The sequence below is a fragment of the Limnohabitans sp. genome (genome assembly GCF_034680285.1).
In the GTDB taxonomy this organism is placed as follows: domain Bacteria; phylum Pseudomonadota; class Gammaproteobacteria; order Burkholderiales; family Burkholderiaceae_C; genus Limnohabitans_A.
This window is the reverse complement of record NZ_JAXITC010000002.1, coordinates 58,822-84,288: the sequence shown is the minus strand read 5'-3', so window position 1 is coordinate 84,288 and position 25,467 is coordinate 58,822. Positions and strand designations below refer to the sequence as shown.

22 protein-coding genes are annotated in these 25,467 nt (G+C 61.9%); 10 read left to right on the top strand and 12 right to left on the bottom strand.

The genetic code is table 11. From position 1 onward, the window contains the following. Positions 1-94: 94 nt before the first annotated feature. Complete coding sequence (locus SWE17_RS02175; RefSeq protein ID WP_322991492.1) at positions 95-1,273, top strand: MFS transporter; 1,179 nt, start codon at positions 95-97, stop codon at positions 1,271-1,273. Here the strand turns inward: SWE17_RS02175 and SWE17_RS02170 are convergent. Together SWE17_RS02170 and SWE17_RS02165 are read right to left on the bottom strand one after the other, a co-directional pair. Beyond that, positions 1,239-2,105, bottom strand: coding sequence for a lysophospholipase (locus SWE17_RS02170; protein ID WP_322991491.1), 867 nt, complete (start codon positions 2,103-2,105; stop codon positions 1,239-1,241). The genes SWE17_RS02175 and SWE17_RS02170 overlap by 35 nt on opposite strands. Continuing rightward, on the bottom strand, positions 2,105-3,586 hold the full coding sequence (locus SWE17_RS02165; RefSeq protein WP_322991490.1) for a M20 family metallopeptidase: 1,482 nt from the start codon (positions 3,584-3,586) through the stop codon (positions 2,105-2,107). The genes SWE17_RS02170 and SWE17_RS02165 overlap by 1 nt, the downstream gene beginning before the upstream one ends. Before the next feature lie 123 nt (positions 3,587-3,709). Between SWE17_RS02165 and SWE17_RS02160 the strand changes: the two genes are divergently transcribed. From SWE17_RS02160 to SWE17_RS02145, 4 genes are all read left to right on the top strand, one after another. Continuing rightward, the gene (locus tag SWE17_RS02160) at positions 3,710-4,423 is read left to right on the top strand and encodes a nucleotidyltransferase family protein (RefSeq protein ID WP_322991489.1); all 714 of its coding nucleotides are present in this window, start codon (positions 3,710-3,712) and stop codon (positions 4,421-4,423) included. A gap of 13 nt (positions 4,424-4,436) precedes the next feature. Then, positions 4,437-5,441 (top strand): XdhC family protein, encoded by a 1,005-nt coding sequence (locus tag SWE17_RS02155; protein WP_322991488.1) that lies wholly within the window; start codon positions 4,437-4,439, stop codon positions 5,439-5,441. Between the two features lie 177 nt (positions 5,442-5,618). Beyond that, positions 5,619-6,092, top strand: a complete 474-nt coding sequence (locus SWE17_RS02150) for a (2Fe-2S)-binding protein (RefSeq protein ID WP_322991487.1) — start codon at positions 5,619-5,621, stop codon at positions 6,090-6,092. After that, on the top strand, positions 6,089-8,266 hold the full coding sequence (locus tag SWE17_RS02145; RefSeq protein ID WP_322991486.1) for a xanthine dehydrogenase family protein molybdopterin-binding subunit: 2,178 nt from the start codon (positions 6,089-6,091) through the stop codon (positions 8,264-8,266). The genes SWE17_RS02150 and SWE17_RS02145 overlap by 4 nt, the downstream gene beginning before the upstream one ends. 52 nt (positions 8,267-8,318) lie before the next feature. Here SWE17_RS02145 and SWE17_RS02140 read toward each other — a convergent pair whose 3' ends face one another. The 6 genes from SWE17_RS02140 to SWE17_RS02115 all read right to left on the bottom strand — a co-directional run bounded on the left by SWE17_RS02140 (position 8,319) and on the right by SWE17_RS02115 (position 13,917). After that, positions 8,319-9,062 (bottom strand): sulfite exporter TauE/SafE family protein, encoded by a 744-nt coding sequence (locus tag SWE17_RS02140; RefSeq protein ID WP_322991485.1) that lies wholly within the window; start codon positions 9,060-9,062, stop codon positions 8,319-8,321. Positions 9,063-9,089: 27 nt separating this feature from the next. Further along, entirely contained in the window at positions 9,090-9,923 is an 834-nt protein-coding gene (gene otnI / locus SWE17_RS02135; protein WP_322991484.1) for a 2-oxo-tetronate isomerase, read from the bottom strand. A 57-nt stretch (positions 9,924-9,980) separates the two neighbouring features. After that, on the bottom strand, positions 9,981-10,646 hold the full coding sequence (locus SWE17_RS02130; RefSeq protein ID WP_322991483.1) for an aldolase: 666 nt from the start codon (positions 10,644-10,646) through the stop codon (positions 9,981-9,983). Next, a complete protein-coding gene (otnK, locus tag SWE17_RS02125) occupies positions 10,643-11,914 on the bottom strand; it encodes a 3-oxo-tetronate kinase (protein WP_322991482.1) in 1,272 nt (423 codons plus the stop codon). Before otnK ends, SWE17_RS02130 begins: the two co-directional genes overlap by 4 nt. 115 nt (positions 11,915-12,029) lie before the next feature. Continuing rightward, positions 12,030-12,932: an L-threonate dehydrogenase gene (gene ltnD / locus SWE17_RS02120; RefSeq protein WP_322991481.1), complete on the bottom strand. Its 903-nt coding sequence runs from the start codon at positions 12,930-12,932 to the stop codon at positions 12,030-12,032. A gap of 10 nt (positions 12,933-12,942) precedes the next feature. Further along, the gene (locus SWE17_RS02115; protein ID WP_322991480.1) at positions 12,943-13,917 is read right to left on the bottom strand and encodes a tripartite tricarboxylate transporter substrate binding protein; all 975 of its coding nucleotides are present in this window, start codon (positions 13,915-13,917) and stop codon (positions 12,943-12,945) included. Positions 13,918-14,115: 198 nt separating this feature from the next. On the opposite strand from SWE17_RS02115, the gene SWE17_RS02110 reads away from it, so the two are divergent. Further along, positions 14,116-17,334 carry a 4Fe-4S double cluster binding domain-containing protein gene (locus SWE17_RS02110; protein WP_322991479.1) on the top strand — a complete coding sequence of 1,073 codons (3,219 nt, stop codon included), beginning with the start codon at positions 14,116-14,118 and terminating at the stop codon, positions 17,332-17,334. Positions 17,335-17,410: 76 nt separating this feature from the next. On the opposite strand, the gene SWE17_RS02105 is transcribed toward SWE17_RS02110, so the two are convergent. Continuing rightward, positions 17,411-17,728: an NIPSNAP family protein gene (locus SWE17_RS02105; protein WP_322991478.1), complete on the bottom strand. Its 318-nt coding sequence runs from the start codon at positions 17,726-17,728 to the stop codon at positions 17,411-17,413. A 142-nt stretch (positions 17,729-17,870) separates the two neighbouring features. Here SWE17_RS02105 and argE point away from each other — a divergent pair, with 142 nt between their 5' ends. Both argE and SWE17_RS02095 read left to right on the top strand, forming a co-directional pair. Continuing rightward, positions 17,871-19,103 (top strand): acetylornithine deacetylase, encoded by a 1,233-nt coding sequence (argE, locus tag SWE17_RS02100; RefSeq protein WP_322991477.1) that lies wholly within the window; start codon positions 17,871-17,873, stop codon positions 19,101-19,103. A 47-nt stretch (positions 19,104-19,150) separates the two neighbouring features. Continuing rightward, entirely contained in the window at positions 19,151-20,119 is a 969-nt protein-coding gene (locus tag SWE17_RS02095) for a tripartite tricarboxylate transporter substrate binding protein (protein ID WP_322991476.1), read from the top strand. A gap of 24 nt (positions 20,120-20,143) precedes the next feature. Here the strand turns inward: SWE17_RS02095 and SWE17_RS02090 are convergent, their stop codons facing one another. Both SWE17_RS02090 and SWE17_RS02085 read right to left on the bottom strand, forming a co-directional pair. After that, positions 20,144-20,944, bottom strand: coding sequence for a class III extradiol ring-cleavage dioxygenase (locus SWE17_RS02090; protein WP_322991475.1), 801 nt, complete (start codon positions 20,942-20,944; stop codon positions 20,144-20,146). 16 nt (positions 20,945-20,960) lie between these two features. Next, entirely contained in the window at positions 20,961-21,845 is an 885-nt protein-coding gene (locus tag SWE17_RS02085; RefSeq protein ID WP_322991474.1) for an NAD(P)-dependent oxidoreductase, read from the bottom strand. Between the two features lie 154 nt (positions 21,846-21,999). On the opposite strand from SWE17_RS02085, the gene SWE17_RS02080 reads away from it, so the two are divergent. After that, positions 22,000-23,436 (top strand): NAD-dependent succinate-semialdehyde dehydrogenase, encoded by a 1,437-nt coding sequence (locus tag SWE17_RS02080; protein WP_322991473.1) that lies wholly within the window; start codon positions 22,000-22,002, stop codon positions 23,434-23,436. A gap of 245 nt (positions 23,437-23,681) precedes the next feature. On the opposite strand, the gene SWE17_RS02075 is transcribed toward SWE17_RS02080, so the two are convergent. Beyond that, positions 23,682-24,650 carry an oxygenase MpaB family protein gene (locus SWE17_RS02075; RefSeq protein WP_322991472.1) on the bottom strand — a complete coding sequence of 323 codons (969 nt, stop codon included), beginning with the start codon at positions 24,648-24,650 and terminating at the stop codon, positions 23,682-23,684. Positions 24,651-24,834: 184 nt separating this feature from the next. Between SWE17_RS02075 and SWE17_RS02070 the strand changes: the two genes are divergently transcribed. Continuing rightward, positions 24,835-25,452 carry a hypothetical protein gene (locus SWE17_RS02070; protein WP_322991471.1) on the top strand — a complete coding sequence of 206 codons (618 nt, stop codon included), beginning with the start codon at positions 24,835-24,837 and terminating at the stop codon, positions 25,450-25,452. Positions 25,453-25,467 lie beyond the last annotated feature (15 nt).

Genomic DNA, 25,467 nt, shown 5'->3' with positions numbered 1-25,467 from the left:
TGGTGGGCGATGGGTGGTGGACCACGAAGCTTCGTCGCGGCGAGGGCGCCGAGGCGACATCAATTCATAAGCGACTGGCGATACACTGCCCTTTATGAACCCTAACCTGATCCTCCTCACCCTCTGCCAAGGGCTGTTCTTTACGAACAACGTCACCTTCATTGCCATCAACGGCTTGGTGGGTTTGTCCATGGCCCCTTTGGGTTGGATGGCCACTTTGCCTGTCATGGGCTATGTGGTGGGCGGCGCACTGTCAACCGGCTTGGTGGCCAAGAGCCAGTCTCGCTGGGGGCGCAAGGTGTCGTTTCAGCTGGGTTTGGGCGTGGCCTTGTTGTCGGCGCTGCTGGCCGCTTATGCCGCTTGGAGCCACAACTTCTGGTTGTTGGTCGCGGCTACGGTCATTGCGGGGTATTACAGCGCCAACGGCCAGTTGTACCGTTTTGCCGCAGCCGAGTTGGCGGCTGATGGGTTCAAGGAAAAAGCGGTTTCGCTGGTGCTGGCGGGGGGGTTGATCGGGGCCATCGTCGGCCCCAATTTGGCCTCACGCACCCGCACTTTGTACGAGGTGCCGTTTTTGGGCGCTTACATGGCGCTTGGCATGGTGGCCATTTTGGCCATGGTGTGCATGAACTTCATCCGCTTCCCAGCCGTACCCGCCAAAAAGCCGGGCGACAGTGTGGGCCGCCCACTGTCCGAGATCATGCGCCAGCCCGTGTTCATCGTGGCCGCAGCCGCTGCAGCCTTGAGTTATGGCGTGATGAACTTGCTCATGGCCGCTACCCCATTGGCCATGCAGGTGTGCGGCTTCAGTTTTGACGATGCAGCGCTGGTGCTCGAGTGGCATGTGATTGGCATGTTCGCACCGGGCTTTTTCACGGGCCACTTGATCAAGAAATTCGGCACGCTGCAGATCATGGCGGTGGGTGTGCTCATCAATTTCGCCTGCATCGCCATTGCATTGACGGGGGTCGAACTGCACCAGTTCCTGATCTCACTGTTCTTGCTGGGCTTGGGCTGGAACTTCCTGTTCACCGGCAGCACCACGCTGGCCATGAAGGCCTGGACCCCTGCTGAAAAAGACAGAGGTCAGGCGGCGATCAACTTCTTTGTGTTTGCCACCATGGCGGTGACTTCGTTTGCTTCTGGCGCCTTGGTCACCACACAGGGCTGGACTTGGCTCAACATTGGCTCTCTTTTGCCCGTGACGCTGACCGGCTTGGCGCTGGTGTGGATGGTGATCAAACAGAAAAGCGTGCCAGCAGCCAGCGCTTGAGCGCGGTGAACACCTGAGCGCGGTAGAGGTCGTTGAAGATCTCGTGGTACATGGCCTCAAAACACTGGGCCTGCACCACCGCCTGCGGCGCGGCATTCACAAAGTCAGCGGTGGCTTGTGCGTTGACCAGCTTGTCTTGGCCCGCATAAAGCAGCAAGGTGGGTACTTGCCACTTCGACGCATCGTGCAAGGTTCTCTCGCCGTTTTCCAAAATCCAGGCGGCCAGGCCTGTGGAGATGCGGCGATGCACCAAACCATCGGCTTTGTAGGCTTTCACCACGTCGGGGTCGCGCGACACGAAATCGGCTTTCAGGCCGTTGTCCACCCGCAGGTGGGGCAGCACGCGTGGCAAGGTGGCCAGCAGCATTTTTTGAAACAAGTTGGGGAACGCGCCCAGTGCAGGTGATGACAGCACCGCTGCATCCACTGGGCGCAGTTGTTCGGCCAGCGTGCGGGCCACCACCAAGCCCCCCATGCTGTGGCCCAGCAAGATGAGCGGGGTGCCCACCAGGTCTGGCCGCTGCCGGGTGTCGTCGATCACCCGGCACAGATCGGCCTGCAAACTGCCGGGGTGCAGCATGTCACCGCGCGGACCTTCTGACTGGCCGTGGCCTTGCTGGTCGTACGCCCGCACGGCAAAACCCCACTGGTGCAAATGCGCGGCCACCTCGCCGTAGCGCCCGGCGTGTTCGCCCAGGCCGTGCACCAACAGCACGGTGCCCAGCGGCTTGCTGGCAGGCATGGCCCAGTCGTACAAGGCCAGAGGGCCTGCCTCGCCCTGCAAGCCTGAAACTTGGGGACGTGGCAAAGAGGGACGTGCGATGACGTTCATCAAGGCATCCGCGCCATGACTTCGGCTACTGCCGCTGTGAGTTTCTTGGCGTAAGGCACATGCAAAAATTCATTCGGCCCATGCGCGTTGCTCTTGGGGCCGAGCACGCCACAAACCATCATTTGTGCTTTGGGGAAACCAGCACTCAGCATGTTCATGAGCGGGATGGTGCCGCCCTGGCCGATGTAACCCACGCCCGCGCCAAAGTGCGCTTGGCTGGCGCTGTTGAGGGCTTGTTCAAACCAAGGCAAGGTGTCGGGCGCGTTCCAGCCCGTGGCACCGCCGCCGCTTTCAAACGTGACCTTGGCCTGGTAGGGCGCGTTGTCTTCGAGCAGGGCTTTCATTTCGGCCACGGCTTGCGCGGCGTCCACCAGCGGGGGCAGGCGCAGGCTGAGCTTGAAGGCGGTGTAAGGCCTGAGCACATTGCCCGCATCTTTCAGCGCCGGAAAGCCTTCCGCCCCGGTCACGCTCAGCGTGGGTGTCCAGGTGCGGTTGAGCAGGGCTTGTGTCGGGTCGGTGGTGGTGGGCAGGGCAAAGCTGGTCGAGCCGCCGCAGTCGTAGTGCGCCCAGGGAAAACGCTTGTACACCTCGTCGCCCAAGATGGCGGCTGTGGCCTGTGCTTGCGCCAAGCGCTCGGCAGGCACTTCGCAATGGAAGCTCGCGGGCAGCAGGCGGCCGGTGGTGCTGTCTTCGAGCCGGTCGAGCACCTGGCGCATGATGCGAAAGCTCGACGGCACCAGGCCCGAGGCGTCGCCCGAGTGGATACCCTCGGTCAGGATTTGCACCTTGAGCGTGCCGCTGGCCATGCCGCGCAGGCTGGTGGTGAGCCACAGCTGGTCGTAGTTGCCCGCGCCGCTGTCGAGACAAATCACCAGACCCACATCGCCCATGCGGGTGCGCAGCGCGTCCACATAAGGCAGCAGGTCGTACGAGCCGGACTCTTCGCAGGTCTCGATCAGGCCGACGATGCGCGGGTGCGGTGTCTTTTGGCTTTTGAGCGCCTGCACGGCGGCAATGCTGGCGTAGACCGCGTAACCATCGTCTGCGCCGCCTCGGCCATAAAGCTTGCCGTCTTCATACACAGGGGTCCAAGGCCCCAAGTCATTGCGCCAGCCGTTGAACTCGGGCTGCTTGTCCAGGTGGCCGTACATCAGCACCGTTTGGCCCGAGCCCTCGCTGGCCGCGCGGGTGGCGGCCACTTCAAAAAACATGACGGGCGTGCGACCGGGCAGCTGGATGATCTCGAGCGTGAGGCCTTCCACCTTTTGCGCCTCGACCCATTGGGCGGCGCGTCGCAACACCGATTCGATGTGGCCGTGCGCGGCCCAGTCGGCGTCAAACGCAGGCGACTTGGCGGGAATCTCGATGTAGTTTTTCAGCTCGGGCACGATGGAGCTGTCCCAAGCTTGGGTCACGTCGTTCAGGGCGCGGGCACTGTCGAGCAGGTTGCCGGGCATTTCGCGGTGCAGGGGGGCGTTCATGGTGGGGGCTCCTCGGGGCGGCACAAAAGAAAAACACTTTAGCGTGTTTGGAACAGACTGACCACGGCGGGCATTCACAGAGGTGACGCCAAAGCGGCAGCTCGGGCGCAGGACCTCGGCACAATGGCCGCTCCACCACCCACACGGAGCGCCCGATTGAACGTGACAACGCTGGTTCAGCACACCACAGAGCCTGCCCTGCGCGTGGGCGGGTTGGTGCTGGCCGCGGGTGCGGGCAGCCGCATGGGCCACCGGCCCAAATGCCTGCTGCAATTCGATGGCATGACTCTGCTGGAGCGTCAATTGCAGGCCTTGACCTTGGCAGGTGTGACGCCCATTCGGGTGGTGCTGGGGCACCATGCAGAGCGCATCTTGCAAGAAGGGGTGTTGGCCCGTTGGTCGGCCCAGCCGGTGCACAACCCTCAGCCCGATGACGGTCATGTCAGTTCATTGCGCCTGGGCTTGAAGGCCTTGCCCGCTGGGCTGGACGCGGTGGTGGTGGCGCTGGCCGATCAGCCCTTGATCGATGTGCAAGGTGTACAAGCGCTGCTGGCAGCCTTTGCACAGCGCCCGGCAGGCACCCAACTGCTCCAACCCAAAGTGCAAGGTTTGCCTGGGAACCCGGTGGTTTTTTCTGGCTCGGTGATGGCGCAAATTCTGGCGGGAGACGACCTCATGGGCGCACGCCAATGGCAGTTGGCCCACCCCGCAGCCGTCTACCACTGGGAAACTCCCCATGGCCATTACCGCTTGGATGTGGACAATGAAGCAGACCGCCAAGCTGTGGAGCAACTGACGGGGCAAAGCCTGCGCTGGCCCAACGATTTGGACCGCTAATTCAGAGACAAACATGAACAGCATCGACATCGACGTGATCCGCACCGCGCTGGACTGGCAAAGCCGGGGCCACCGCGTGGTCATGGGCACGGTGGTGCGCACTTGGGGCTCGGCCCCCCGCCCGCCGGGCTCGCTCATGATCATCCGTGACGACGGCCAAGTGGCCGGATCGGTCTCGGGTGGTTGCATCGAAGACGATTTGATCCGCCGCGTGGCCGCTGGCGAGCTGGCGCTGCGCCTGCCCGAAAGCACCACCTATGGCCAGACCGCTGAAGAGGTGCGCCGCTTTGGTCTGCCTTGCGGCGGCTCGGTGCAGGTGGTGCTGGAGCCGCTCTCTGCACAGTCGCAACTGCGCGAATTGCTGGTGCTGATCGAGCAGCACCAACGCGTCGAGCGCCGCATGGACATGGCGACCGGCATGGTGCGCATGGGGGCTGCGACCGAAGGCGACAAGTTGCAATTTGATGGTCAAAGTTTGACCACGGTGCACGGCCCACGCTTGCGCTTGCTCATCATTGGTGGTGGGCAGCTCTCGCGCTATTTGGCCAACATGGCCGTGATGCTGGACTACCAGGTCACCGTGTGCGAGCCGCGTGTGGAATACCACGAGGGCTGGGAGGCCATGGCGGGTGTGACCTTGTCTACGCAGATGCCCGACGACCTGGTGTTGGCCATGCGCTTGGACCACAACAGCGCGGTGGTGGCGGTGACGCACGACCCCAAGCTGGACGACTTGGCCTTGATGGAAGCACTGCGAACGCCCGCGTTTTATGTGGGCGCATTGGGCTCGCTGCACAACAACGCGCAGCGCCGCAAACGCTTGCTGGACTTTGACGTGAGCGAAGCGGAAGTGCAGCAGTTGCACGGCCCAGTGGGTCTGAACATTGGCGCTCTGACGCCCCCCGAAATCGCCATGAGCATCGTGGCTGAGATGACCGCCATGCGCCGGGGCACGGATTTGAGCCAGGCGCTCAGCAACTGGCAAGGCTCCAAAACGGTGTGCGGGCTGAGCGCTTGAGCCTTGTGTCGGTGCCTTGAGGCGCCAAGACGCTCAGGGTTTGCCCGGGTTTGAGCCTTGTGCGACATGTTGGACGCTGTGGTCGCTTTAACTTCATGGGTTGACGGTGCAGGCGCAAAGCATGGGTTTTGCGCGGCCGCTGGCAGGCTGCACCGCAAGACACCAATGGAGACACGCATGGTTCGATTCAAAGTCAATGGCGAGGCCGTCTCGGTCGATGCCACGCCGGAGACCCCTTTGCTGTGGGTCATCCGCGAAAAGCTCAACCTCACGGGCACCAAGTTCGGCTGCGGCATTGCCCAGTGCGGCGCCTGTACGGTGCACCTGAACGGTGACCCGGTGCGCTCCTGCGCATTGCCCGTGTCGGCCGTGGAAGGCAAAAACATCACCACCGTGGAAGGCCTGATGAAGACGCCGACCGGTCAAGCTTTGCAAGCCGGTTGGGTCAAAGCCCAAGCGCCTCAATGCGGCTACTGCCAGTCGGGCCAGCTCATGACAGCCGCCAAGGTGATCAGCGTGGTCAAGAAAGACCTGAGCCGCACCGAAATTTTGGAAGCCATGAGCGGCAACATTTGCCGCTGCGGCACTTACAACCAAATTGCCAGCGCCGTCTCGCACGCCCAGAAAACCCTCAAAGGAGGCAAGGCATGAAAACGATGAACACCTCTCTGACACCGAGCGTCTCTCGCCGCTCCTTCATCCTCGGCTCGGGCGGTTTGGCTTTGGGCTTGTCCTTTGGCCTCACACAAACCGAATTGGCTCTGGCCCAGGCTCCTGGCGCGGGCGGCTTTGCCCCCAACAGCTGGATCAACATTGGCTTGGATGGCGTGGTGACCTTGATGTCGCCCGCTGCAGAAATGGGCCAAGGCACCATGACTGCCATGCCCATGCTGCTGGCCGAAGAGATGGATCTGGACTGGAGTCAAGTGCGTGTGGTGCAGTCGCCCAGCGATCCCAAGCGCTTTGGCAATCCCCGTTTTGGTGGGGGTATGACCACAGGCGCATCGCGCACGGTGCAGGGTTATTACGAGCCGCTGCGCCTGGCGGGTGCCCAAGCCCGCTTGGTGATGGTGAACGCTGCGGCGCAAGCCATGGGTGTGCCAGCTGCCGAGCTGCGCAGCGAAGCCAGCCGCGTGATCCATAGCAGTGGACGTGCCATGACCTATGCCGACATCGCTAAGGTAGCCACGGTTCCTGCCGAGTTGCCCAAGGTGGACAAGAGCATGCTCAAGCCCATGGCGCAGTTCCGCCTGATCGGCAAAGACATCCCCCGTGTGGATGTGCCTTCCAAGTCGAGCGGCCAGGCGCTCTACGGCATTGACCAGCGCTTGCCCGGCATGCTGTGGGCCTCGGTGCTGCGTGCGCCGGTGCAAGGTGAGACGCCTGAGAGCGTGGACGACACCGCCGCCCGTGCGGTGGCTGGCGTCAAAAACGTGGTGCGTTTGCCTTACGGCGTGGCCGTGGTCGCTGACTCTTTTTACACCGCCAAAATGGCGCGCGACAAACTCAAGGTCGTCTGGAGTCAAAAGTCCAAGGCCCGTGTGCAGTACACCGACCAAATGCGCGTGGAATACACCAAGCGCGCAGAAGACTTGAACGACAAAGGCATCGCCTTCATTGCCCACGGTGATGCGGCCAAGCAGTTGGCAGGTGCCACCCGCACCTTCAGCGCCACCTACACCAGCGAAATGGTGAGCCACATTTGCCTGGAGCCGATGAACTGCACGGCGCGGGTAGACGGCGACAAAATCGAAGTCTGGGCACCTGCCCAATCGGCCTCGTTTGTGACGGGCACAGTGGCGGGCGCAGCCGGCTTCAAGCCAGAAAACATCAAAGTCAACATCACTTTGTTGGGTGGTGGTTTTGGTCGCCGTGTGGAAGCCGACTACTCGGCCGATGCGGCTTTGGTGGCCAAGGCGATGCCAGGCACACCGATTCAGGTGATCTGGACCCGCGAAGACGACATGGTTCATGACAAATACCGCCCTATGACCGGGCAGCATTTGGTGGCCGGTGTGGATGCCCAAGGCAAGATCGTTGGCTTGTTGCACCGCGTGGTGTCCGAGGGCATTTACGCCCGTGTGGTACCGCCTGCATTCAAGGCTTCGGGTGGCAAAGACGCGCCTGTGATGGAAGGCACCGAAATCACCTATGACATCCCCGACCACAGCGTGCAGTTCATGATTGAAGAGCGCGGCATCCAAGCCGGCTTCTGGCGTGCGGTGGGCCCTGGCTACACCAAATTCGCGATCGAGACCTTGATCGACGAAGTCGCGCGTGGCGTGAAAGCAGACCCCCTGGCTTACCGCATGGACTTGCTGAAGAAAAACCCGCGTGGACAGGCTGTTCTCAAAGCGGTGGCTGACATGTCGCAATGGGGCAAAGCCAAGCTGCCCAAAGGGCACGCACTGGGTCTGGCGTTCTCGGACGCCTGGAACACCTTCTGCGGCATGGTGGTGCAAGTCTCCATCGTCAACGGTCGTCCCAAGGTGCACAAGGTCTGGTCGGCGGTAGATTGCGGTCACGCTTTGCAACCGCAAAACGTACAGGCGCAAATTGAAGGTTCGGTGATCTTTGGTTTGTCGGCGGCCTTGCACGAACACATGGACTTCAGGGCGGGTGAGCCCCAGCAAACCAACTTGAACAAGTACCAAGTGCTGCGTGCCAACGAAGCGCCCGAAGTGATGGTGAAGGTGATGCCCACCGACAACCACCCTGGCGGCATTGGCGAAGTGGGCCTGCCTCCCTTGGCTCCAGCCATTGCCAACGCGATCGCCTCGATCAATGGCAAACGCTTGCGAGCCTTGCCACTGCCAATGGTTTGAGCGTGACCCCCCCAATGCCAAGGCAGCCATGCCTTGGCATTGAGGCCTAGCTTCAAGCCCCGATGACGTCGACGATCAGTTTGATGGAAATGGCCAGCAAGCCCAGTTGCACCCATTTGAAGAACCAGTCGTCGGCGATTTTGCGGGTCAGGTAAGCACCCACCACCGTGCCCACCAAGGCAAATGGGATTAGCACCAATGCACTGGTCAGTTCAGTGCTGCCATAAGGTTGCAGCTGGTGGTAGGGCCCCAACTTGGCCAAATTGATGACAGCAAAAAACAAAGTCGATGTGCCGGCAAACACCAGTTTCGGCAGTTGTTGGGGCAGCAGGTAAACCTGAAACGGGGGGCCACCCGCATGCGAGATGAAGCTGGTAAAGCCGGACAAACTGCCCCAAAGCAACCCCTTTTTCCAGCTGGCTGGCCGAGGTGCTTGCGCGGTGTTGCGCTTGCGCCAAGCGTTGAGCACAAAGCCCACGCCCATGAGGCCGATCATCATTTTCACGGCCGTGTCAGACACCAACGACGCCGTGAGCCAGCCCACCAGCACACCGCCCACACCCGCCGGAACGAGAATTTTGAGATTGATGGCGCTGAAATTTTTGCGGTACAGCCACAGCCCCACCATGTCAGAGATGATGTAAATCGGCAGCAGCATCACCACCGCTTTGACCGGGGACATGAACAACGAAAGGATGGGCACAGACAGCATGCCCACCGTGGGCAAGCCGCCTTTGGACAAGCCCACCATGGCTGCAGCCAGTCCCGCCCAGACCAGGTAGTGAAGATCACCCATCACAGCTCAAGTCATGCCGCCCCTGACTCACAAATAAGGACGCACCCAGCCGAGGCCGCTTGATGTGCCGCCTGATGTGGCATCGGCCGGGTTGTACTCGCAGCCGATCCAACCATTCCAACCGCATTCGGCCGACACCTTGTCGATGACCTGGAAGATGTGCGTCCAGTTCACTTCGCCTGTGCCGGGCTCGTGGCGGTGAGGCACCTCGGCGATTTGGAAATGTCCAACTTGACCCGTGGGGAGGTACTGGGCGATTTTGGTGCTGAGGTCGCCTTCAACAATCTGGCAGTGGAAAAGGTCCATTTGTACTTTGACATTGGACGCCCCCACGGCTTGTACGATGCGGTGTGCGTGGTCTTGGCGGTTCAGGTGAAAGCCAGGCACGCTGCGGGTGTTGATGGGCTCGACCAGCACATCGCGTCCAGCTTTGGCCGCTTCGGCGGCTGCCCACTTCAAGTTGCTGACCAAGGTGGCATCTGCGACCTCTGAGCTGGCACCCTCGGCGCGTAAGCCCACCATGGCGTGAATGCGCGGGCAGTTCAGGGCCTCTGCATAAATCAAGGCTTGCGCAAAGCCCGTGCGGAACTCGGCTTCGCGCCCAGGCACGCTGGCTGTGCCGCGACTGCCTGTTTCCCAAGCTTGGGCAAAGCTGTCGGTCTCGGTCCCACCCGAGGGCGTGTTGAACAACACTTGCTGCAAACCATTGGCCTTTAAACGCGCGGCCAGCTCTTGTGCAGGAAAGGCATAAGGAAACAAGTACTCCACGGCCTTGAACCCGTCTTTGGCCGCCGCTTCAAAGCGGTCCAGAAAAGGCAGGTCGGGGTACATCATGGAGAGGTTGGCGGCAAAACGGGGCATGAGGTTCTTTCGGTGTTCAGATAAGTTTTTCGCGGCGAGGGCGCCGCTCTGACGGGGTCACCAGCGTGCGCCAAAGGTCTGGCGCAACTCATCCAGATCGGTGGCCCGCAGCGGCGGGGTGTGGGGTTGCAACAGCATGAGCCGCGCGGTTTCTTCGAGTTCTTCGAGCGTGGCCATGGCCGCCGCTGGGTTGTTGTGCCACACATTGGGGCCAAGGCGTGGCAGCATCACGGCGCGGATCGGTGTGCCTTGTGCGGCGTGGCTGCGGATCAGATCGGCCACTTCTTGGGCCGCATCCGGGCTGCCCGGGCGGTGGTAATTCGCAAGCGGCACATGGCCGACCTTCATCACAAAGTAGGGCGTGATCGGGGGCAACAACTCAGGCCCGTGGGTGTTGAGGCTGAGCGCCACACAGTGGGTGCTGTGGGTGTGGATCACGCAGCGTGTGTCGGTATCCGACTCACAGGCCGCAGCGTAAATCTGGCGGTGCAGAGCGATGGTCTTGCTGCCTTTGTCGCCACTCAGCTGCTGGCCTTGCAGGTCCAGCTTGGCCAAGCGCGCCGGGTCGAGAAAACCCAGGCACGCGTCGGTGGGCGTGATCAAGAAACCATCGTCCAGCCGCACGCTGATGTTGCCTGCCGTGGCGTGCAAGTAGCCGCGCTCAAACAAGCTGCGGCCCACGCGGCAGATTTCTTCGCGGGCTTGGGATTCTGTGAGATTCATGCCAACACTGTAAAGGCTTTGGTGAAGAAGTCTTCGGTGCCGAAGTTGCCCGACTTGAGCGTGATGTGCACGCCACCGTTGTCACCTGGTGCATGGCACCAAGGCACACCGGGGTCGATTTGCGGGCCGATTTGCAGCTGCGCAATGCCCAGCGCCTGCACACACGCGCCCGAGGTTTCGCCGCCTGCCACTACCAGCTGCTGCACACCCAGACCGACCAAACCACGCGCCACAGCGGCCAGTGCGTGTTCGACCAAAGCACCCGCCTCGGCCACGCCCAGCTGCGCTTGCACGGCTTTGACGGCTTCGGGCTCTGCGGTGGAATACACCAGCACCGGGCCGCCCTGGAGCAGCGGCGCGGCCCAGGCCAGCACCTGTTGCACGACAGCTCCGCTTTGGCCATTCATCAGGCTGGCGGGGTTGATCGCCATCGCTGGGCGGCCTGTCGCTTTGAAGTGCGCCACTTGCGCATTGGTGGCCAAAGAGCAGCTGCCCGAGACCACCGCTTGCAAGCCACTGGCCGCTGGCAATTGGCTCGCTTGCAGCGAAGGCTGGAGGCCAAAGTTGGCGGGCAGGCCAATGGCCACGCCCGAACCGGCAGTCACCAGCGGCATGCCCTTCAAGGCAGGCCCGAGCAGGTGCAGGTCATCGTTGCTCGTCGCGTCCACCACGGCCACGCCCACACCCTCAGCACGCAAAGCGGCGATGCGTTCGCGGATCGCGGCTTCGCCCTGCGCCACTGTTTTGTAGTCGATCAAACCCACCTTACGCTTCGTCTGCGCTTGCATGACGCGCACCAAGTTGGCATCCTGCATGGGGGTGAGCGGGTGGTTTTGCATGCCCGATTCGTTGAGCAACACATTGCCCGCGAACAGGTAGCCCTTGAACACGGTGCGCCCGTTATCGGGGAACGCCGGGGTGGCGATGGTGAAGTCGGTACCCAGCGCGTCCATCAGCGCCTCGGTCACCGGGCCGATGTTGCCTTCGGGCGTGCTGTCAAAGGTGGAGCAGTATTTGAAATAGATTTGTTCTGCACCTTGTGCCTGTAGCCACTTCAAGGCGTCAAGCGATTGGGCAATGGCTTCGGCGGCGGGGGTGGTGCGCGACTTGAGCGCGACCACCACCGCGTCTACATCAGCGGCCAGCGGGGACTTGGGCACACCGATCGTCTGCACCACACGCATGCCTGAGCGCACCAGGTTGTTGGCGAGATCCGTGGCGCCAGTGAAGTCGTCTGCAATACAGCCCAGTTTCAATGTTTTGGTCATGGTTGGCTTGTGTTTGGGTGTTGTTGTGGAAGGCCGTCCCTGCGTGCGCATTGTTGTGGGAGCGCGCTCCCTTCGCGCGAAGGCTTTCGGCCGCAGGGGCGGCCGCCCACAAGCTTCAGGAACCTTTGGGACCAGGCAACTCAATGCCCGGGAAAATCTTGATCACAGCGCTGTCGTCTTCTTTGGCAAAGCCCGCAGTGCTGGCCTGCATGAACATCTGGTGCGCGGTGCTGGACAGTGGCAGTGGGAACTTGCTGGCACGCGCCATGTCGAGCACGATGCCCAGATCCTTCACAAAAATGTCCACGGCTGACAGCGGCGTGTAGTCGGCTGCCAGCACATGGGCCATGCGGTTTTCAAACATCCAGCTGTTGCCTGCGCTGTTCGTGATCACCTCGTACAAAGCGGCAGCGTCGACGCCTTCGCGCAAGCCCAGGGCCATGGCTTCGGCCGCAGCGGCGATGTGCACGCCCGCCAGCAGTTGGTTGATGATCTTGACCTTGCTGCCCGCACCCGCGCTGTCGCCGAGCTTGTAGACCTTGGCGGCCATGGCATTCAAAAACGGCTCGGCCACGGCATAGGCCTCGGGCTTGCCCGCGGTCATCATGGTCATCTGGCCGGATGCCGCTTTCGCCGCACCGCCTGAGATGGGCGCGTCCACATAGCGCAGGCCCATGGCTTCGAGGCGCGCTTCCAAAGCCACCGACCAGTTGGGGTCGACAGTGGAGCACATCACGAACACGCTGCCGGGCTTCATGCTGGCCGCGCAACCGGGCGTCTGGCCATCGCCAAACAGCACGGCTTCGGTCTGCGCGGCATTGACCACCACCGATACCACCACATCACAGGCTGCGCCCAACGAGGCCAGTGTGTCGTGCGCGGTGCCGCCCGCATGGGTGAAGGCCTCGGCCACCTCGCGGCGCACATCAAACACCTGCACGCTGTGCCCCGCTCGGCGCAAAGACTGCGCCATGCCCGAGCCCATCGCCCCCAAACCAATCAGTCCAACTGTTGTCATGTTTGCTCTCTCAATCCAGGTTGATCTTGGCGTAGGCCGCCACTTTTTTCCATTGCGCCATGTCGGCTTGCATGAAGCTGGCCATGCCTTGGGCGTTCACCCAGGTGGGTTCGGCGCCGGCCTTCTGGATGGCCGCCTGAACTTCGGGCTGCTTGGCCACGCGCTCCAGCGCTTGTTCCAGCTTTTGTGCCACCGGTGCAGGCAAGCCCGCAGGCGCGGCCACGCCGAACCAGGCAAACACTTGGTAACCCTTAATACCTGCCTCCTCCATGGTGGGCACATTGGGCAAGGCGCTGCTGCGCTGGGGTGTGGTCACGGCCAAGGCCTTGAGCTTGCCGCCATTGATCAGGCCCAGAGCCGAGGGCAGGTTGTCAAACATCATGCTGACCTCGTCGGCCATCACCGCCGTCAGGCCCGCCGCGGCACCCCGGTAAGGGATGTGCGTGATAAAAATACCGCCCAGGCTTTTGTAAAGCTCAGCGCTCAGGTGCAAGGACGTGCCTTGTCCGTTGGATGCGTAATTGAGTTGGCCAGGCTTGGCTTTGATGCGGGCGCTCAAATCGGCCACGCTCTGGATGCCTGAGGCCGGGTTGACCACCAGCACATTGGGCACGCGGCCGAGCAGGCCCACTGGCACGATTTGCTCAGGCTTGTAGGGCAGCTTGGTGTACAGCGCCGGGCTGATGGTGAGCGGTGGCGACGCCATCAAGAGCGTGTAGCCATCGGCTGTGGCACGGGCCGCTTCGGCCGCGCCCAAGTTGCCCCCGGCACCGGGCTTGTTGTCAATGACGATGGGCTGCCCCAGTTCTTGGCCCAGCTTGGGGGCGATCAGGCGGGCCATGTTGTCGATCAGGCCGCCCGGTGGAAAAGGCACTACCAGTTTGATGGGGCGGGCGGGCCAGGCCTGCGCCGAAGCGGTGGTGGCCAAAAAGGGCGACATGGCGAGCACGGTAGCTGTTGCGGCGATCCAATTTCTGCGTTGCATGGGAACTCCTGATCTAAATTAATCAGGTCATCATACAAATTTTGCAAGACCCCAGCATCAGGGAGAACACGGGGAACCGCTGAAAGTGATTCGATGGGTGTCAGCTTGCCAAATACTGAAATCATGCAATGCGCAGGTGACAGCGCGTACGTCCATGCTGCCTGTAAGCTGAAAGATTGACCCCTACTTGGCTAGCCCATGCGCTTGTTCTCTTACCGCGACCGCCCCGTGCACTTGGGGCCCTACTCTCTGGAGCGCTTGCGCTGCACCACTGCAGCCCCCGACGACAGCGCCTTGCCGCCCATGCAGGCGCTGCGCTTTGAACACGATGACCCCGAATCGATGGCCCACGCCATGGCGCGTTACATGGCCATGTTCGATCTGGTGCGCGATGGGGCCGTGAACCCGCAAAGCGGCGAGATCCCGGCCGAGCCCAACGAACGCGCCCGGCATCTGAAGGCTGCGGGGTATTACTTTGACGCCTCAATGATGGGTATTTGCGCCCTGCCCGCCAGCGCCTGGCTCGCCGAGCCGATCCGCAACCCCGCTGTGCCTGCCTTGGGCGAAGAGTTGGCACAAAGCCAGCCCGCCAGTTTTGCGGCGGGCATGGACATGATCTTGGCCGATGTGCTGGAGTCGGCGCGCACGGTGCATGGCCCCATCAATCACCACAGCCACGCCATCGTGATCCTGGTGGAATTTGCGCGGGACCCGAAACCGGGTGAGCCCGGCTGCGACTGGCTGGAGGGCACACAAGAGCCCCGTGCCGCCGTGCTGGCGGCGCAAACAGCCGTGCTGCTGTCGAGTTATTTGCGCATGCTGGGCCACGAGGCCCGCGCCCACAGCGCCAGCTGCAGCGATGTGGATTTGGCCCGCCTGGCCCTGGCCGCAGGCCTGACCTTGCCCGATGGCGGCAACCCCTATGTGGGCCAGCGCTATGCCCTGGCCGCCGTCAGCACCACTTTGGCGCTGGCTCCGGACCAAGCCTTAGACCCACAACAAAACCGCTGGCAAAGCCACGGCCCGGCCTGGTGGCTGGGCCAAGGCACCTTCAAAGGCGCGTTTCACCGCGACGCTTATGCTCGGCGGGAGTTTCGCCAAGGGGCGCACCCGTTTGAAACGCTCAAGCGTCAAGACACGCCCACCACCTTCATCGACCACGACCGGGTGCCTCGATTCCCGAAGCGGGCCGACTTTTTTGCCCGGGCCTTGTTTGGCGACTTGGGCAAGTCGGTGCAAGACGATGCCAAGAACGCGCACTACGTGATGAAAAGCCCCATCGGGGCTTGTGCCCGCAGGGCGCTGGGCGCTTTGCTGCTCTTGCAGTTTGGCCCGGCGCGTGGCCCGGTGGCCGCCAGCACGCTCGACCCCCAACGCAACGCCGACAAGCTCAAAGCCGCTTCTTACTATTTGGGGGTGGACGCGGTGGGCCTGTGCGCCGTGCCCGAGTGGGCCTATTACTCGCACGACGCGGGCGGCAACCCCATGCCGGCCTACCACGCCAACGCGCTGAACCTGTTGATCGACCAAGGCCACGAAACCATGGAGGGCGCCAGCGGCGACGACTGGATTTCGGTGGCGCAGAGCATGCGGGCTTATTTGCGCTTCTCGTTGATGGGTGGCATCTTGGCCGAGCAGATTCGGCGGCTCGGTTATTCGGCCCGGGTGCATTCGGTGCTGGACGGCGATGTGCTGCAGCCGCCATTGCTCCTGCTGTCGGGTCTGGGCGAAGTCAGCCGCATTGGCGAGGTGATCCTCAACCCGTTTTTGGGTCCGCGCCTGAAAAGCGGCAGCGTCACCACCGACATGCCCATGGCCCCCGACCGCCCCATCGACTTTGGCCTGCAAAGCTTTTGTGAAAGCTGCAACAAGTGCGCCCGCGAATGCCCGTCCGGGGCCATCACCGCTGGCCCCAAGCTGATGTACAACGGCTACGAAATCTGGAAAAGTGACGCCGAAAAATGCGCCCGCTACCGCATCACCAACGCGGCAGGTGGCATGTGCGGGCGCTGCATGAAAACCTGCCCCTGGAACCTGGAAGGTCTGCTGGCCGACAGCCTGTGGCGGCAAGTGGCCATGAAGCTGCCCGCCGCTGCACCGGCGCTGGCGCGGCTCGATGACTTGCTCGATCGCGGCAGCATCAACCCGGTCAAGAAGTGGTGGTGGGACATCGAGCTGGACAAGCGCACGGGCCGTTATGTGGAAGCGGCGCAAACCCACCAGCGCACCCTGCAAAAAGACCTGGACCTGCGCTACGAAGACCAGACTCTGGCCGTGTACCCGGCCGACAAAATGCCGCAGCCTTACCCGGTGACTTACCCGGTCAACCGCGAAGAAGGCATTGCCCGCTACCAGGCCTTGCTCACGCCCGCGCAATACCAAGCCCGCTTGGCAGCAGGCCAGACCGAGGGTCTGGCCCCGGGGCCGCAGCCCTTGCCGGCCGAGCCGCCCGTGTTTCCGGTGGTGCTGCACAAACGCGAAGAGATGGCCGAGGGCCTGGCGCGTTACGAGTTCAAAGCACCCGATGGCCGCGAGCTGCCGCCCTTCACGGCAGGCGGGCACATTGACGTGGTGATCGCCCCCGAATATCAGCGGCCTTACAGCCTGGCGGGCGACCCGGCCGACCGCAGCCGCTATGTGCTGGGCGTCTTGCGCGAGCCGCCCGAGTCGGGCGGGCGCGGCGGCTCGGCGCTGATGCACCGGGCCTTTCGCGAAGGGCGCCGGGTGTTTGTCTCGCGCCCGGTCAACCACTTTGCACTGCACGAAGACGCCACCCACAGCTGGCTGATGGCCGGTGGCATTGGTGTGACGCCCATGATCGCCATGGCGCACCGCCTGCACGCGCTGGGCAAACCGTTTGACTTTCACTACAGCGCGGCCAGCCGAACAACAGCGGGCTTTTTGAAAGACCTGGCCGAGGCCCCTTGGGCCCATCGGGTGCAGTTCCACTTCAAGGACGAAGGCCAGCGGGCTGACTTGTTGCAGATCTTGCCCGACTTTGCGCCTGGCCAGCATGTCTACACCTGCGGCGCGCCGCGCTTCATGGACGGTGTGTTCGAAGCCGCCCTAGCGCACGGCTGGCCGCAAGACGCCTTGCACCGCGAATACTTCAGCGTGCCCGAGGCCGACGCTTGGGTGAACCAAGCCTTTGAATTGGTGCTGCAAAAGTCGGGCCGCCGCCTGCAGGTGGCTGCCGAGCGCAGCGCCACCGAGGTGTTGGCCGAGGCGGGCGTGGGCGTCAGCGTGAAATGCAGCGACGGCCTGTGCGGCGTGTGCGCCCTGCCTTACGATGCACAAGCCTCTGATGCGGTGGAGCACCGCGACTTTGTGCTGAGCCAAAAAGAGCGTCAGCACAAAATCATTTTGTGCTGCTCACGCGCCCAGCAGGCCGGGGGGGTGATCCACCTGGATTTATAAAACCCAGAAGATCAACGGTCCCATGCAGCAAGCGACCGCGGCAGAGTCATAGACCTGCAAAATCATGTCGCCTGCATCAGGGCTGCGGGCCCCAAGGTGCAGACAGCATGAGCTTGTTGTTTTGCTCGCGCATCAGCGGGCGAATCTTGGCGGCAAAGGCCATGAATTCGGGGTCGGCAAACACCCCGGCCCAAAAGGCGCGGCGGTCGGCATCGTCGTCGAACTTCCAGACATGGATCAGCTCATTGATCGCGCCCACATCGCCCGTGAAATAGCCCACCAGTTTTTGTGGGTGCTTGGCCAGCGCAGGCCAGCCTTCGTTTTTGTAGAGCGAAATGACTTCGGACATTTTTCCGACGATCACGGAATAGGTGCGCAGCTCGTAAATGGCCATGGGATCTCCAACAGTGGTTAAAAACGACGGTTTACTTTAGGGTCACACGCCCTGTTGACCTGTCGGCAAGGTGACGCCTTGATGTAACCGGCCCTGTAAGATCAAAAAACGCCCGCCATGGGCATTTTTGATGGAATTTGCCATGAACGCTCCAATCTCCCCCGCCGCGCTGGCCCCTGTTGCGGCCGCTGTCCAAGCCGCAGATTTGGCCGCCCTGCCCCTGATTGAAAAATGGATCGCCTTTGCCACCGTCTCGCGTGACAGCAACCTGGCTTTGCTCGATTGGACAGAGTCCTACCTGAACGATCTGGGCATCAGCTGCAGCCGCACCTACGACGACAGTGGTCAAAAAGCCAACCTTTGGGCCACGCTGCCCGCGCACGACGGTGAAACCAAAATCGGCGGCCTGGTGTTGTCGGGCCACACCGACGTGGTTCCGGTCGACGGTCAACCCTGGGACACCGACCCGTTCAAGGTCACGGTGATCGGTGACAAGATGTATGGCCGGGGTGTGACCGACATGAAAAGTTTTGGGGCCACTTGTTTGATGATGGTGCCCGAGTTGCTCAAAAGAAAACTCAAGCGCCCGATCCATTTGGCCTTCAGTTACGACGAAGAAGTTGGCTGCATTGGCGTGCGCCGCATGATTGCCGACATCCAGGCCCAGGGGTACAAGCCTGCAGGCTGCATCGTGGGCGAGCCCACCGGCATGCAGGTGGTGATTGCGCACAAAGGCAAGCATTCGTACAAAACCACGGTGCACGGTTTTGAGGCGCATTCTTCGCTCACGCCGCTGGGTGTGAATGCGGTCGAGATCGCTTGCGAGTTTGTCGCCAACCTCAAAAGCATGCACCGAGAGCTGGTGCAAAACGGCCCGTTCGATCCGATCTACGACGTGCCCCACACCACGGTCCATACAGGCGTGATCGCAGGCGGCACCGCGCTCAACATCATCCCGCGTCAGTGCGAGGTGACCTGGGAAATCCGCCACCACCACATGAACACGCCCGAAGACCTGTTTGCACGGGCCAAGGCCTTTGGCGAGAGCCTGGTGCCCGCCATGCAAGCGGTCGCGCCGGACACGGGCATCACCCACGAACTCAAATCGGTGTTGCCCGGCTTCGCCACGGCGGCTGACAGCGAGATCGCGCAGCTGTGTTTTGACTGCGCTGAGGTCGATCCGGCCAGTGGCGCAGGCAAGGTGTCGTTTGGCACGGAAGCGGCTCTGTTCCACCAGGCGGGTGTGCCCACCATCGTGTGCGGCCCCGGCCACATTGCGCAGGCGCACCAGCCCAACGAATGGGTCACGCTGGATCAGCTGGCCTGGTGCGAGCGCTTCATGCGCCGCCTGGCCGACAGGGTCTGTGTGGCCTGATCGTGTCTTGATTTTTAACGGTTTGAAACTTTCACAAGGAAACTCTCATGATGCAACGGCGTGAAATTTTGACGGCGACTTTGGGGACAGCTTTGCTGTCCGCTGTGGGTTTGGCCCAAGCGCAATCCACCAAAACGGTGCGCATCGTGGTGCCTTTTGCGGCCGGGGGCGTGCAAGACACACTCGCCCGTGCGCTGTCACAAGAAATGACAACCGCCTTGGGCCAAACGGTCATTGTGGAAAACCGCGCCGGTGCTGGCGGCACCGTGGGAACCGGCTATGTCGCGCGTGCTGAGGCCGATGGCACGGTGATGGTGGCGGCTGCGGCCAGCCATAACATTGCCGGATCGCTTTACACCAAGCTCGCGTACGACCCGCAAAAGGATTTCACACCTTTGGCCCACATCGGTAGCGCGAGCTATGTACTGATGGTGCACCCCGATGTGCCCGCCAAAAACGCGGCCGAATTCATCCGCTACGCCAAGGCCAACCCCGGCAAGATGAACTACGCCAGCGCTGGTGTGGGCAGTGCCACCCACTTGGCCATGGCCTATTTCACGGGCCTGTCGGGCACGGACGTGGTGCACATCCCGCTGAAGGCCACGGGCGAAGCCATCAACGAGGTGCTCTCAGGCCGTGCGCAAGCGGTGATCGCAGCCAGCATTGGAGCGCTCTCTTTTGCCAAAGACAGCCGCGTGCGCTTGCTGGGCGTGACCTCGCCCCAGCGGAGCAAATACCTGCCGGACTTACCCACCATCGCCGAGAGCGGCCTGCCTGGGTATCAGTTTGACTCTTGGTTCGGCTTTTTGGGCCCTGCGGGCGTACCTGCTGCCGAGGCCAATCGCATCAACACGGCTGTGAGCAAGTTGCTCAAAGATCCGGTAGTTTTGGCGCGTCTGGACAAGCAGGGTATCGAGCCACGGGACATGAGCAACGCCGACTTCGCCAAACTGCTGGCGGCGGACTATGTGCGCATGGCCCAAGTGGTCAAGGCCTCGGGCGCGAAGATCGACTGACGCAGGGGGTTTCTCTTGCAGGGCTCAGTGAAACGTGTAGCCATCCATGGCAATGACGTCGTCACTGATGCCTCGAAAAAAAGCGCTGGCTTGGGCCTGTTGCCCCGCTGCACCGATGGCACTGAACAAAGGCAGCAGGTGCTCATCTGTGGGGTGGGCGCGTTCGCCGGCAGTCTGTGACCGGTAGGCCATCAAGCCGCTTGTATCGTGCGCCATCATGCGGCTGTGAACCCAGTCTGCAAATGCCTGAACATAGTCTGGGGCAGATCCGCCTTGGCGTCGCAAGATCATCAGATCACGCAAGTTGTGCGTGATGTTGCCCGAAGCGATGAGCAAGACACCTTGATCGGCCAAAGAGGACAGGGCTTGCCCGATCCGCAAAGCATGTGCAGGGCCAAGGTGGCTTTGAACCGACAAAGGGACCACCGGCACGTTGGCCATGGGGAACATCTGACGCAGCGGAATCCAAGCACCATGGTCTAAGCCGCGTTGCGCATCTTGCGCCGCAGGCAGTCCTGCGTTTTGCAGGGCGCTGACCACCAGCGCCGCCACTTCTGGACTGCCGTGGGTGGGGTACTGCATGTCGTACAAGCGGGGGTCAAAACCGCCAAAGTCGTGGATGGTCTCGGGTCGGCTGGCGAAGCCCACGGTCGGCACGGCGGTTTCCCAATGGGGGCTGATCACCACAATGGCTCGGGGCGAGCCCAGTTGAGGCACCAATGCGCTCATGGCAGCACCCGCAGCGCCAGGGTGCAGGGCAAACATGGGCGAGCCATGGGGCACAAACAAGACAGGGCGCAATGCGGGCAAGCGGTTGGGAGTCATGGGGGTGGGATGGGCCTCAGGCGCCTTTGGTGGACAAGTACTGCACGATTTCTGGCAGCAAAGTTTGGGGGTCCTGCTGTTGGCAGGCTTGTGCGACTGTCGCGTGCAACGCCTTGGCCACGGTGTCGTGAGCGCCTGTTTCTCGCGCCATGTCGCCGTAGTAGCCCAAGTCTTTCAGGGTATTGCCCATTGAAAAACGCAGTCCCGTGCTTTCGCCGTGCAGCAGATAGGGTTTGAGGCGTTCGAGTGCTGCACCCCAGCCGCCGCCTTTTTCCAAAACTTCCACAAACACCGCGTCGTCAATGCCCGATCTGCGTGCGCATGCCGCTGCTTCTGCCAGCAGGGTGACCGAACCCAATGAGACAAAGTTGTGCAACAGTTTCATGCGGTGGCCGGCACCGACAGCGCCTGCATGGACGATGTTTTCGGCAAAAGTGGACAGCAGGGGACGGCAAGCTTCGAGCCATGCGGCATCGCCCCCCACCAACAAATTCAGCCTCCCTTGCATGGCCTCATTGGGAGTTCGGGTCATGGCCGCGTCCATGAAGCGAACGCCCCGCTGTGCCAATTGTTCAGCCACCTGCAAGGTGGATTCGGGCATGCTGGTCGAGCAGTCGATCACGGTCATGCCCTCGCGCAGACCGGCCAGCAAGCCGGTGTCGCCCGCCAAGATAGCCTCGACCTGTGCAGAGCCGTTGACACACAAAATCACCACATCGCTGGCCTGTGCCACGGCCTGGGCCGTGCTGGCGGTGCGTGCGCCAGATTCAATCAAAGCGGCCAAAGGTTGGTTGCCCGGATGCACCATGGCGGTGAGGGCGTAGCCCTTTTTAACGATGTTGGTGGCGATGCCCAGGCCCATAAGGCCCAGGCCGATCATGCCGATGCGCAGGCTTTGCATGTCTGTTCCTGAAAGATGAAAGGGTTCTTGTGCTGAAAATGAACAGTACCAAGTGTAGAGACTACTGGATGTGCGGTGGTGGACCCTGCGAGTGCCGGGTTGGGAGTGTCACGGTGTTGACGCTGCTTCCTTCGTTTCGCGCCACAATGCCGGTATGACCTATCCCAATACCCAACTCTTCATCAACGGCGAATGGAGCGATGCCGAAGGCGGCCGCACACTGCCCGTGTTCAACCCTTCTACGGGCACCGAAATCGGTCGCTTGGCCCATGCGGGCATTCCGGATCTGGAGCGAGCCGCCCAAGCCGCGCAAAAGGGTTTTGAAATTTGGCGCGACACCCCTGCCAATGAACGCAGCGCCATCATGCGCAAAGCCGCGGCGCTGATGCGCGAACGGGCCCCGCAAATCGCCGAACTCCTCACACAAGAACAAGGCAAGCCCTTGGGCGAAGCCAAGGTCGAGGCCATGTCGGCCGCTGACATCATCGAGTGGTTTGCCGAAGAGGGCCGACGCGTGTATGGCCGCATCGTGCCGCCGCGCAATGTGAACGTGCAGCAGCAAGTGCTGAAGTTGCCAGTAGGACCTGTGGCTGCATTCACACCCTGGAACTTCCCCATTAACCAGGCTGTGCGCAAGATGTCCGCCGCCTTGGCCACAGGCTGCTCCATCATCGTCAAAGCGCCCGAAGAAACGCCTGCCGCCCCAGCCGAATTGATCCGCGCTTTCCATGATGCGGGTGTGCCCGCTGGCGTGATCGGTTTGGTCTACGGCACGCCCGCCGAAATCTCGAACTACCTGATCGCGCACCCCCTGATCCGCAAGATCACCTTCACTGGCTCCACACCCGTGGGCAAGCAACTGGCCGCCTTGGCTGGTCAGCACATGAAGCGTGTGACGATGGAGCTGGGTGGCCACGCGCCGGTCATCTTGGCCGAAGACGCCGACATCGGCCTGGCCCTCAAGACCGCAGGAGCTGCCAAGTTCCGCAACGCCGGACAGGTTTGCATCTCGCCCACCCGTTTTCTGGTGCACCACAAGATTGCCGACGAATTTGCGCAGCGTTTTGCCGAACAAGCGCAAGCACTGAAGGTCGGCGACGGGTTGGCTGCCGGCACGCAAATGGGGCCGCTTGCCAATGAGCGCCGCTTGGCAGCCATGCAGGCCATCGTGCAAGACGCCCGAGCCAAAGGCGCCAAGGTCCTCACAGGCGGTGAGCGCATCGGCACGCAAGGCAATTTCTTTGCGCCCACGGTGCTCTCGCATGTGCCGCTCGACGCCGACGTCGTGGTCAATGAACCGTTTGGCCCGATCGCTGCAATCCGCAGTTTCGAAAAGATCGAAGACGCCATCGCCGAGTCCAACCGCTTGCCTTTTGGTTTGGCCGGCTATGCCTTCACCAATTCGATGAAAACCATGCACCAGTTGAACCAGCGTTTGGACGTGGGCATGTTGTGGGTCAACCAACCCGCAGCGCCATGGCCTGAGTTGCCTTTTGGCGGCATGAAGGATTCGGGTTACGGCTCCGAAGGCGGCCCAGAGGCGCTGGAGGCCTACCTGAACACCAAGACGGTGTCGATCTTCCACGCCTGAGTGTCAAAGCTTCGTGTCTGGGCGTGACAGCGCACAGACGCGTCAACCGCAGCAGCCGAAGATGGGCCGATGGACAAACACCGGAGCCCGTCATGACCCAACACAACATGTGTCAGTGTGTGGTCGCCAGCATGCTGGCGACCACAGCCACAGCTTGGGCGCAAGCACCGGCGGAATTTCCGATCGGCGGCACGGCTGACAAGGCACTCTTGCGCCCCAGTGACCGGCCGATTCAACTTTCCAGCTCAGTGTTCGAGGTTCGCCCCCGCAGTCTTCACCTGGGGTGCCATGCGCTGCAGGGCCCGCGCTGCAACACCCGTGTCGGCAAAAGCCCAAGCGAGTGACGCGCCCACGCTTTGCAAGGCGGTGCGCACAGCGGTTTGCTCCAAAGCGCATGCACGTTCTCGTCCCAGCAGGTTCAGCGCCCATTCAGGCAGCTGGTGAAAAGCGGCTCGCACGATCAGACTGACCAAAGGGCGATCCAGCGGCGCACAGGGGTAGTTTTCAATCAGGTGCAAGGTCTCTCGGGTGCGCTCATCCACCCGCAGTTCAGGCCGGTAGTCTTGCAATTGCGTCAGGGCTTGGTGCCGTGTCTGCGGCAAGTCTCGGGCCCCCAGCAGATGGCCCACTCGTGCCATTTCTGCAAAGTACTGGTCTTGCCGCGCTGCCCCCAAAGGCTGCAAGGACAAGTCTTGGTAGGCGCGTAAAAAGCTGCTTGTCTCGCCCAGGTGCACCCAGCGGATCAGCGCGGGGTCATTGGCCACATAGGGCGTGCCGTCGGGCAGCGTGCCGCGAATCCGTGCATGGATGTGGTTGACCCGCTCAATCGTTTGCATGGCGGCAGCCGTGCCGCCATAGGTGGTGGTGGCCACAAACAAGGCTGTACGCCCCAGTCGAGATTGGAGCTGGGTGCGAAAACTGGAATGGTCCCAGACCGCAGCCAAAGCCCGAGGGTGCAAGGCTTGCAGCATGAGTGAGGACAAACCGCCGGTCATCATCGCCACAAAGTGCGCATGGACTTGCCAAGCGGCCGAGTCAGGTCCGAACAGACCTAGGTCGCCCGCGGGCTGCAGAAAGTCACGCGCATCCCCGGTGGCCCCCGTCATGGTCCGGACCCGCTCCCCCAGCTGGGTTTTGAGCCGTGCCGAAACCTGCGCTTGGATCGGTTCTAGCCATGCCGGGCAGGGCGGTAAAAAGAATGAGGGTATGGGCATGGGGCGAGCAATCTGCGTTGTGAGCAGTTTGAAGCAGCGGTCGCCAGTTTGCAGGGACGCAGCCAATAGACGTTCTCCCCCACGGGTTTTGGGCGATGACCTTGTAGCTTGTGGGTTTATTGTCCTTGGGCATGCCAGTTGGGGTGGTGGATGACCGAACATCGTGCATCAATGGGAGAACCTGATGGCTTGGCTGGACTTTTTGAAAAATGGCAATGAACTGAGTGAGCTTTTGATCGAGGGCCAAAACCCCTATGGTGCGCAACTGCTCAAGCAAGCCGATGTCGACCAGATGCGTGACCACCTTCAGCCTGGCGAGCGCGTGTTGGCTTATGTGTTGGGTCGTGTGGTTATGGCGGGCCGTGGTTTGTGGTTGTTGACCGATCAAAACTTGCTGATTTCAGAGAATGACAGCGGCACCTTGGTCCACCATGTGGCCCTGAAAGACATCAGCGAAGCCGAGTGCGTCAAGGGCAAATATGGCTACACCCTGCGTGTGACCGCTGCGGGCCAGCAGCGCAGTGTGTATGGCGCGTCAAGCCACTTGGCCGCGGTGTTTTACCGCGCCTTGGGCCAAAAAGCCCCATGCATCCCCGTCTTGAAACCCACGGCCCTGGACGCTGACGACGTGGCCGAAGTGGTGCACCATTTTTCTGACGCTGCGCTGCGTTTGCAACCCGTGGCCATGGTCAATGCAGATGTCCACGCTCTGATCGCCCAGCTGGCACACGCCGCTGCCAACCATGGTTGGTTGCAGTCCAGTGAAGCGCACTTGGTGCGTGTGGCCGAAACGGCGCACTGACCTTCAAGTTATTTG

Coding starts and splice junctions, on each gene's coding strand:
- SWE17_RS02175 (WP_322991492.1), top strand. CDS start 95: ATGAACCCTAACCTGATCCTCCTCACCCTCTGCCAAGGGCTGTTCTTT.
- SWE17_RS02170 (WP_322991491.1), bottom strand. CDS start 2,105: ATGAACGTCATCGCACGTCCCTCTTTGCCACGTCCCCAAGTTTCAGGC.
- SWE17_RS02165 (WP_322991490.1), bottom strand. CDS start 3,586: ATGAACGCCCCCCTGCACCGCGAAATGCCCGGCAACCTGCTCGACAGT.
- SWE17_RS02160 (WP_322991489.1), top strand. CDS start 3,710: ATGGCCGCTCCACCACCCACACGGAGCGCCCGATTGAACGTGACAACG.
- SWE17_RS02155 (WP_322991488.1), top strand. CDS start 4,437: ATGAACAGCATCGACATCGACGTGATCCGCACCGCGCTGGACTGGCAA.
- SWE17_RS02150 (WP_322991487.1), top strand. CDS start 5,619: ATGGTTCGATTCAAAGTCAATGGCGAGGCCGTCTCGGTCGATGCCACG.
- SWE17_RS02145 (WP_322991486.1), top strand. CDS start 6,089: ATGAAAACGATGAACACCTCTCTGACACCGAGCGTCTCTCGCCGCTCC.
- SWE17_RS02140 (WP_322991485.1), bottom strand. CDS start 9,062: ATGGGTGATCTTCACTACCTGGTCTGGGCGGGACTGGCTGCAGCCATG.
- otnI (WP_322991484.1), bottom strand. CDS start 9,923: ATGCCCCGTTTTGCCGCCAACCTCTCCATGATGTACCCCGACCTGCCT.
- SWE17_RS02130 (WP_322991483.1), bottom strand. CDS start 10,646: ATGAATCTCACAGAATCCCAAGCCCGCGAAGAAATCTGCCGCGTGGGC.
- otnK (WP_322991482.1), bottom strand. CDS start 11,914: ATGACCAAAACATTGAAACTGGGCTGTATTGCAGACGACTTCACTGGC.
- ltnD (WP_322991481.1), bottom strand. CDS start 12,932: ATGACAACAGTTGGACTGATTGGTTTGGGGGCGATGGGCTCGGGCATG.
- SWE17_RS02115 (WP_322991480.1), bottom strand. CDS start 13,917: ATGCAACGCAGAAATTGGATCGCCGCAACAGCTACCGTGCTCGCCATG.
- SWE17_RS02110 (WP_322991479.1), top strand. CDS start 14,116: ATGCGCTTGTTCTCTTACCGCGACCGCCCCGTGCACTTGGGGCCCTAC.
- SWE17_RS02105 (WP_322991478.1), bottom strand. CDS start 17,728: ATGGCCATTTACGAGCTGCGCACCTATTCCGTGATCGTCGGAAAAATG.
- argE (WP_322991477.1), top strand. CDS start 17,871: ATGAACGCTCCAATCTCCCCCGCCGCGCTGGCCCCTGTTGCGGCCGCT.
- SWE17_RS02095 (WP_322991476.1), top strand. CDS start 19,151: ATGATGCAACGGCGTGAAATTTTGACGGCGACTTTGGGGACAGCTTTG.
- SWE17_RS02090 (WP_322991475.1), bottom strand. CDS start 20,944: ATGACTCCCAACCGCTTGCCCGCATTGCGCCCTGTCTTGTTTGTGCCC.
- SWE17_RS02085 (WP_322991474.1), bottom strand. CDS start 21,845: ATGCAAAGCCTGCGCATCGGCATGATCGGCCTGGGCCTTATGGGCCTG.
- SWE17_RS02080 (WP_322991473.1), top strand. CDS start 22,000: ATGACCTATCCCAATACCCAACTCTTCATCAACGGCGAATGGAGCGAT.
- SWE17_RS02075 (WP_322991472.1), bottom strand. CDS start 24,650: ATGCCCATACCCTCATTCTTTTTACCGCCCTGCCCGGCATGGCTAGAA.
- SWE17_RS02070 (WP_322991471.1), top strand. CDS start 24,835: ATGGCTTGGCTGGACTTTTTGAAAAATGGCAATGAACTGAGTGAGCTT.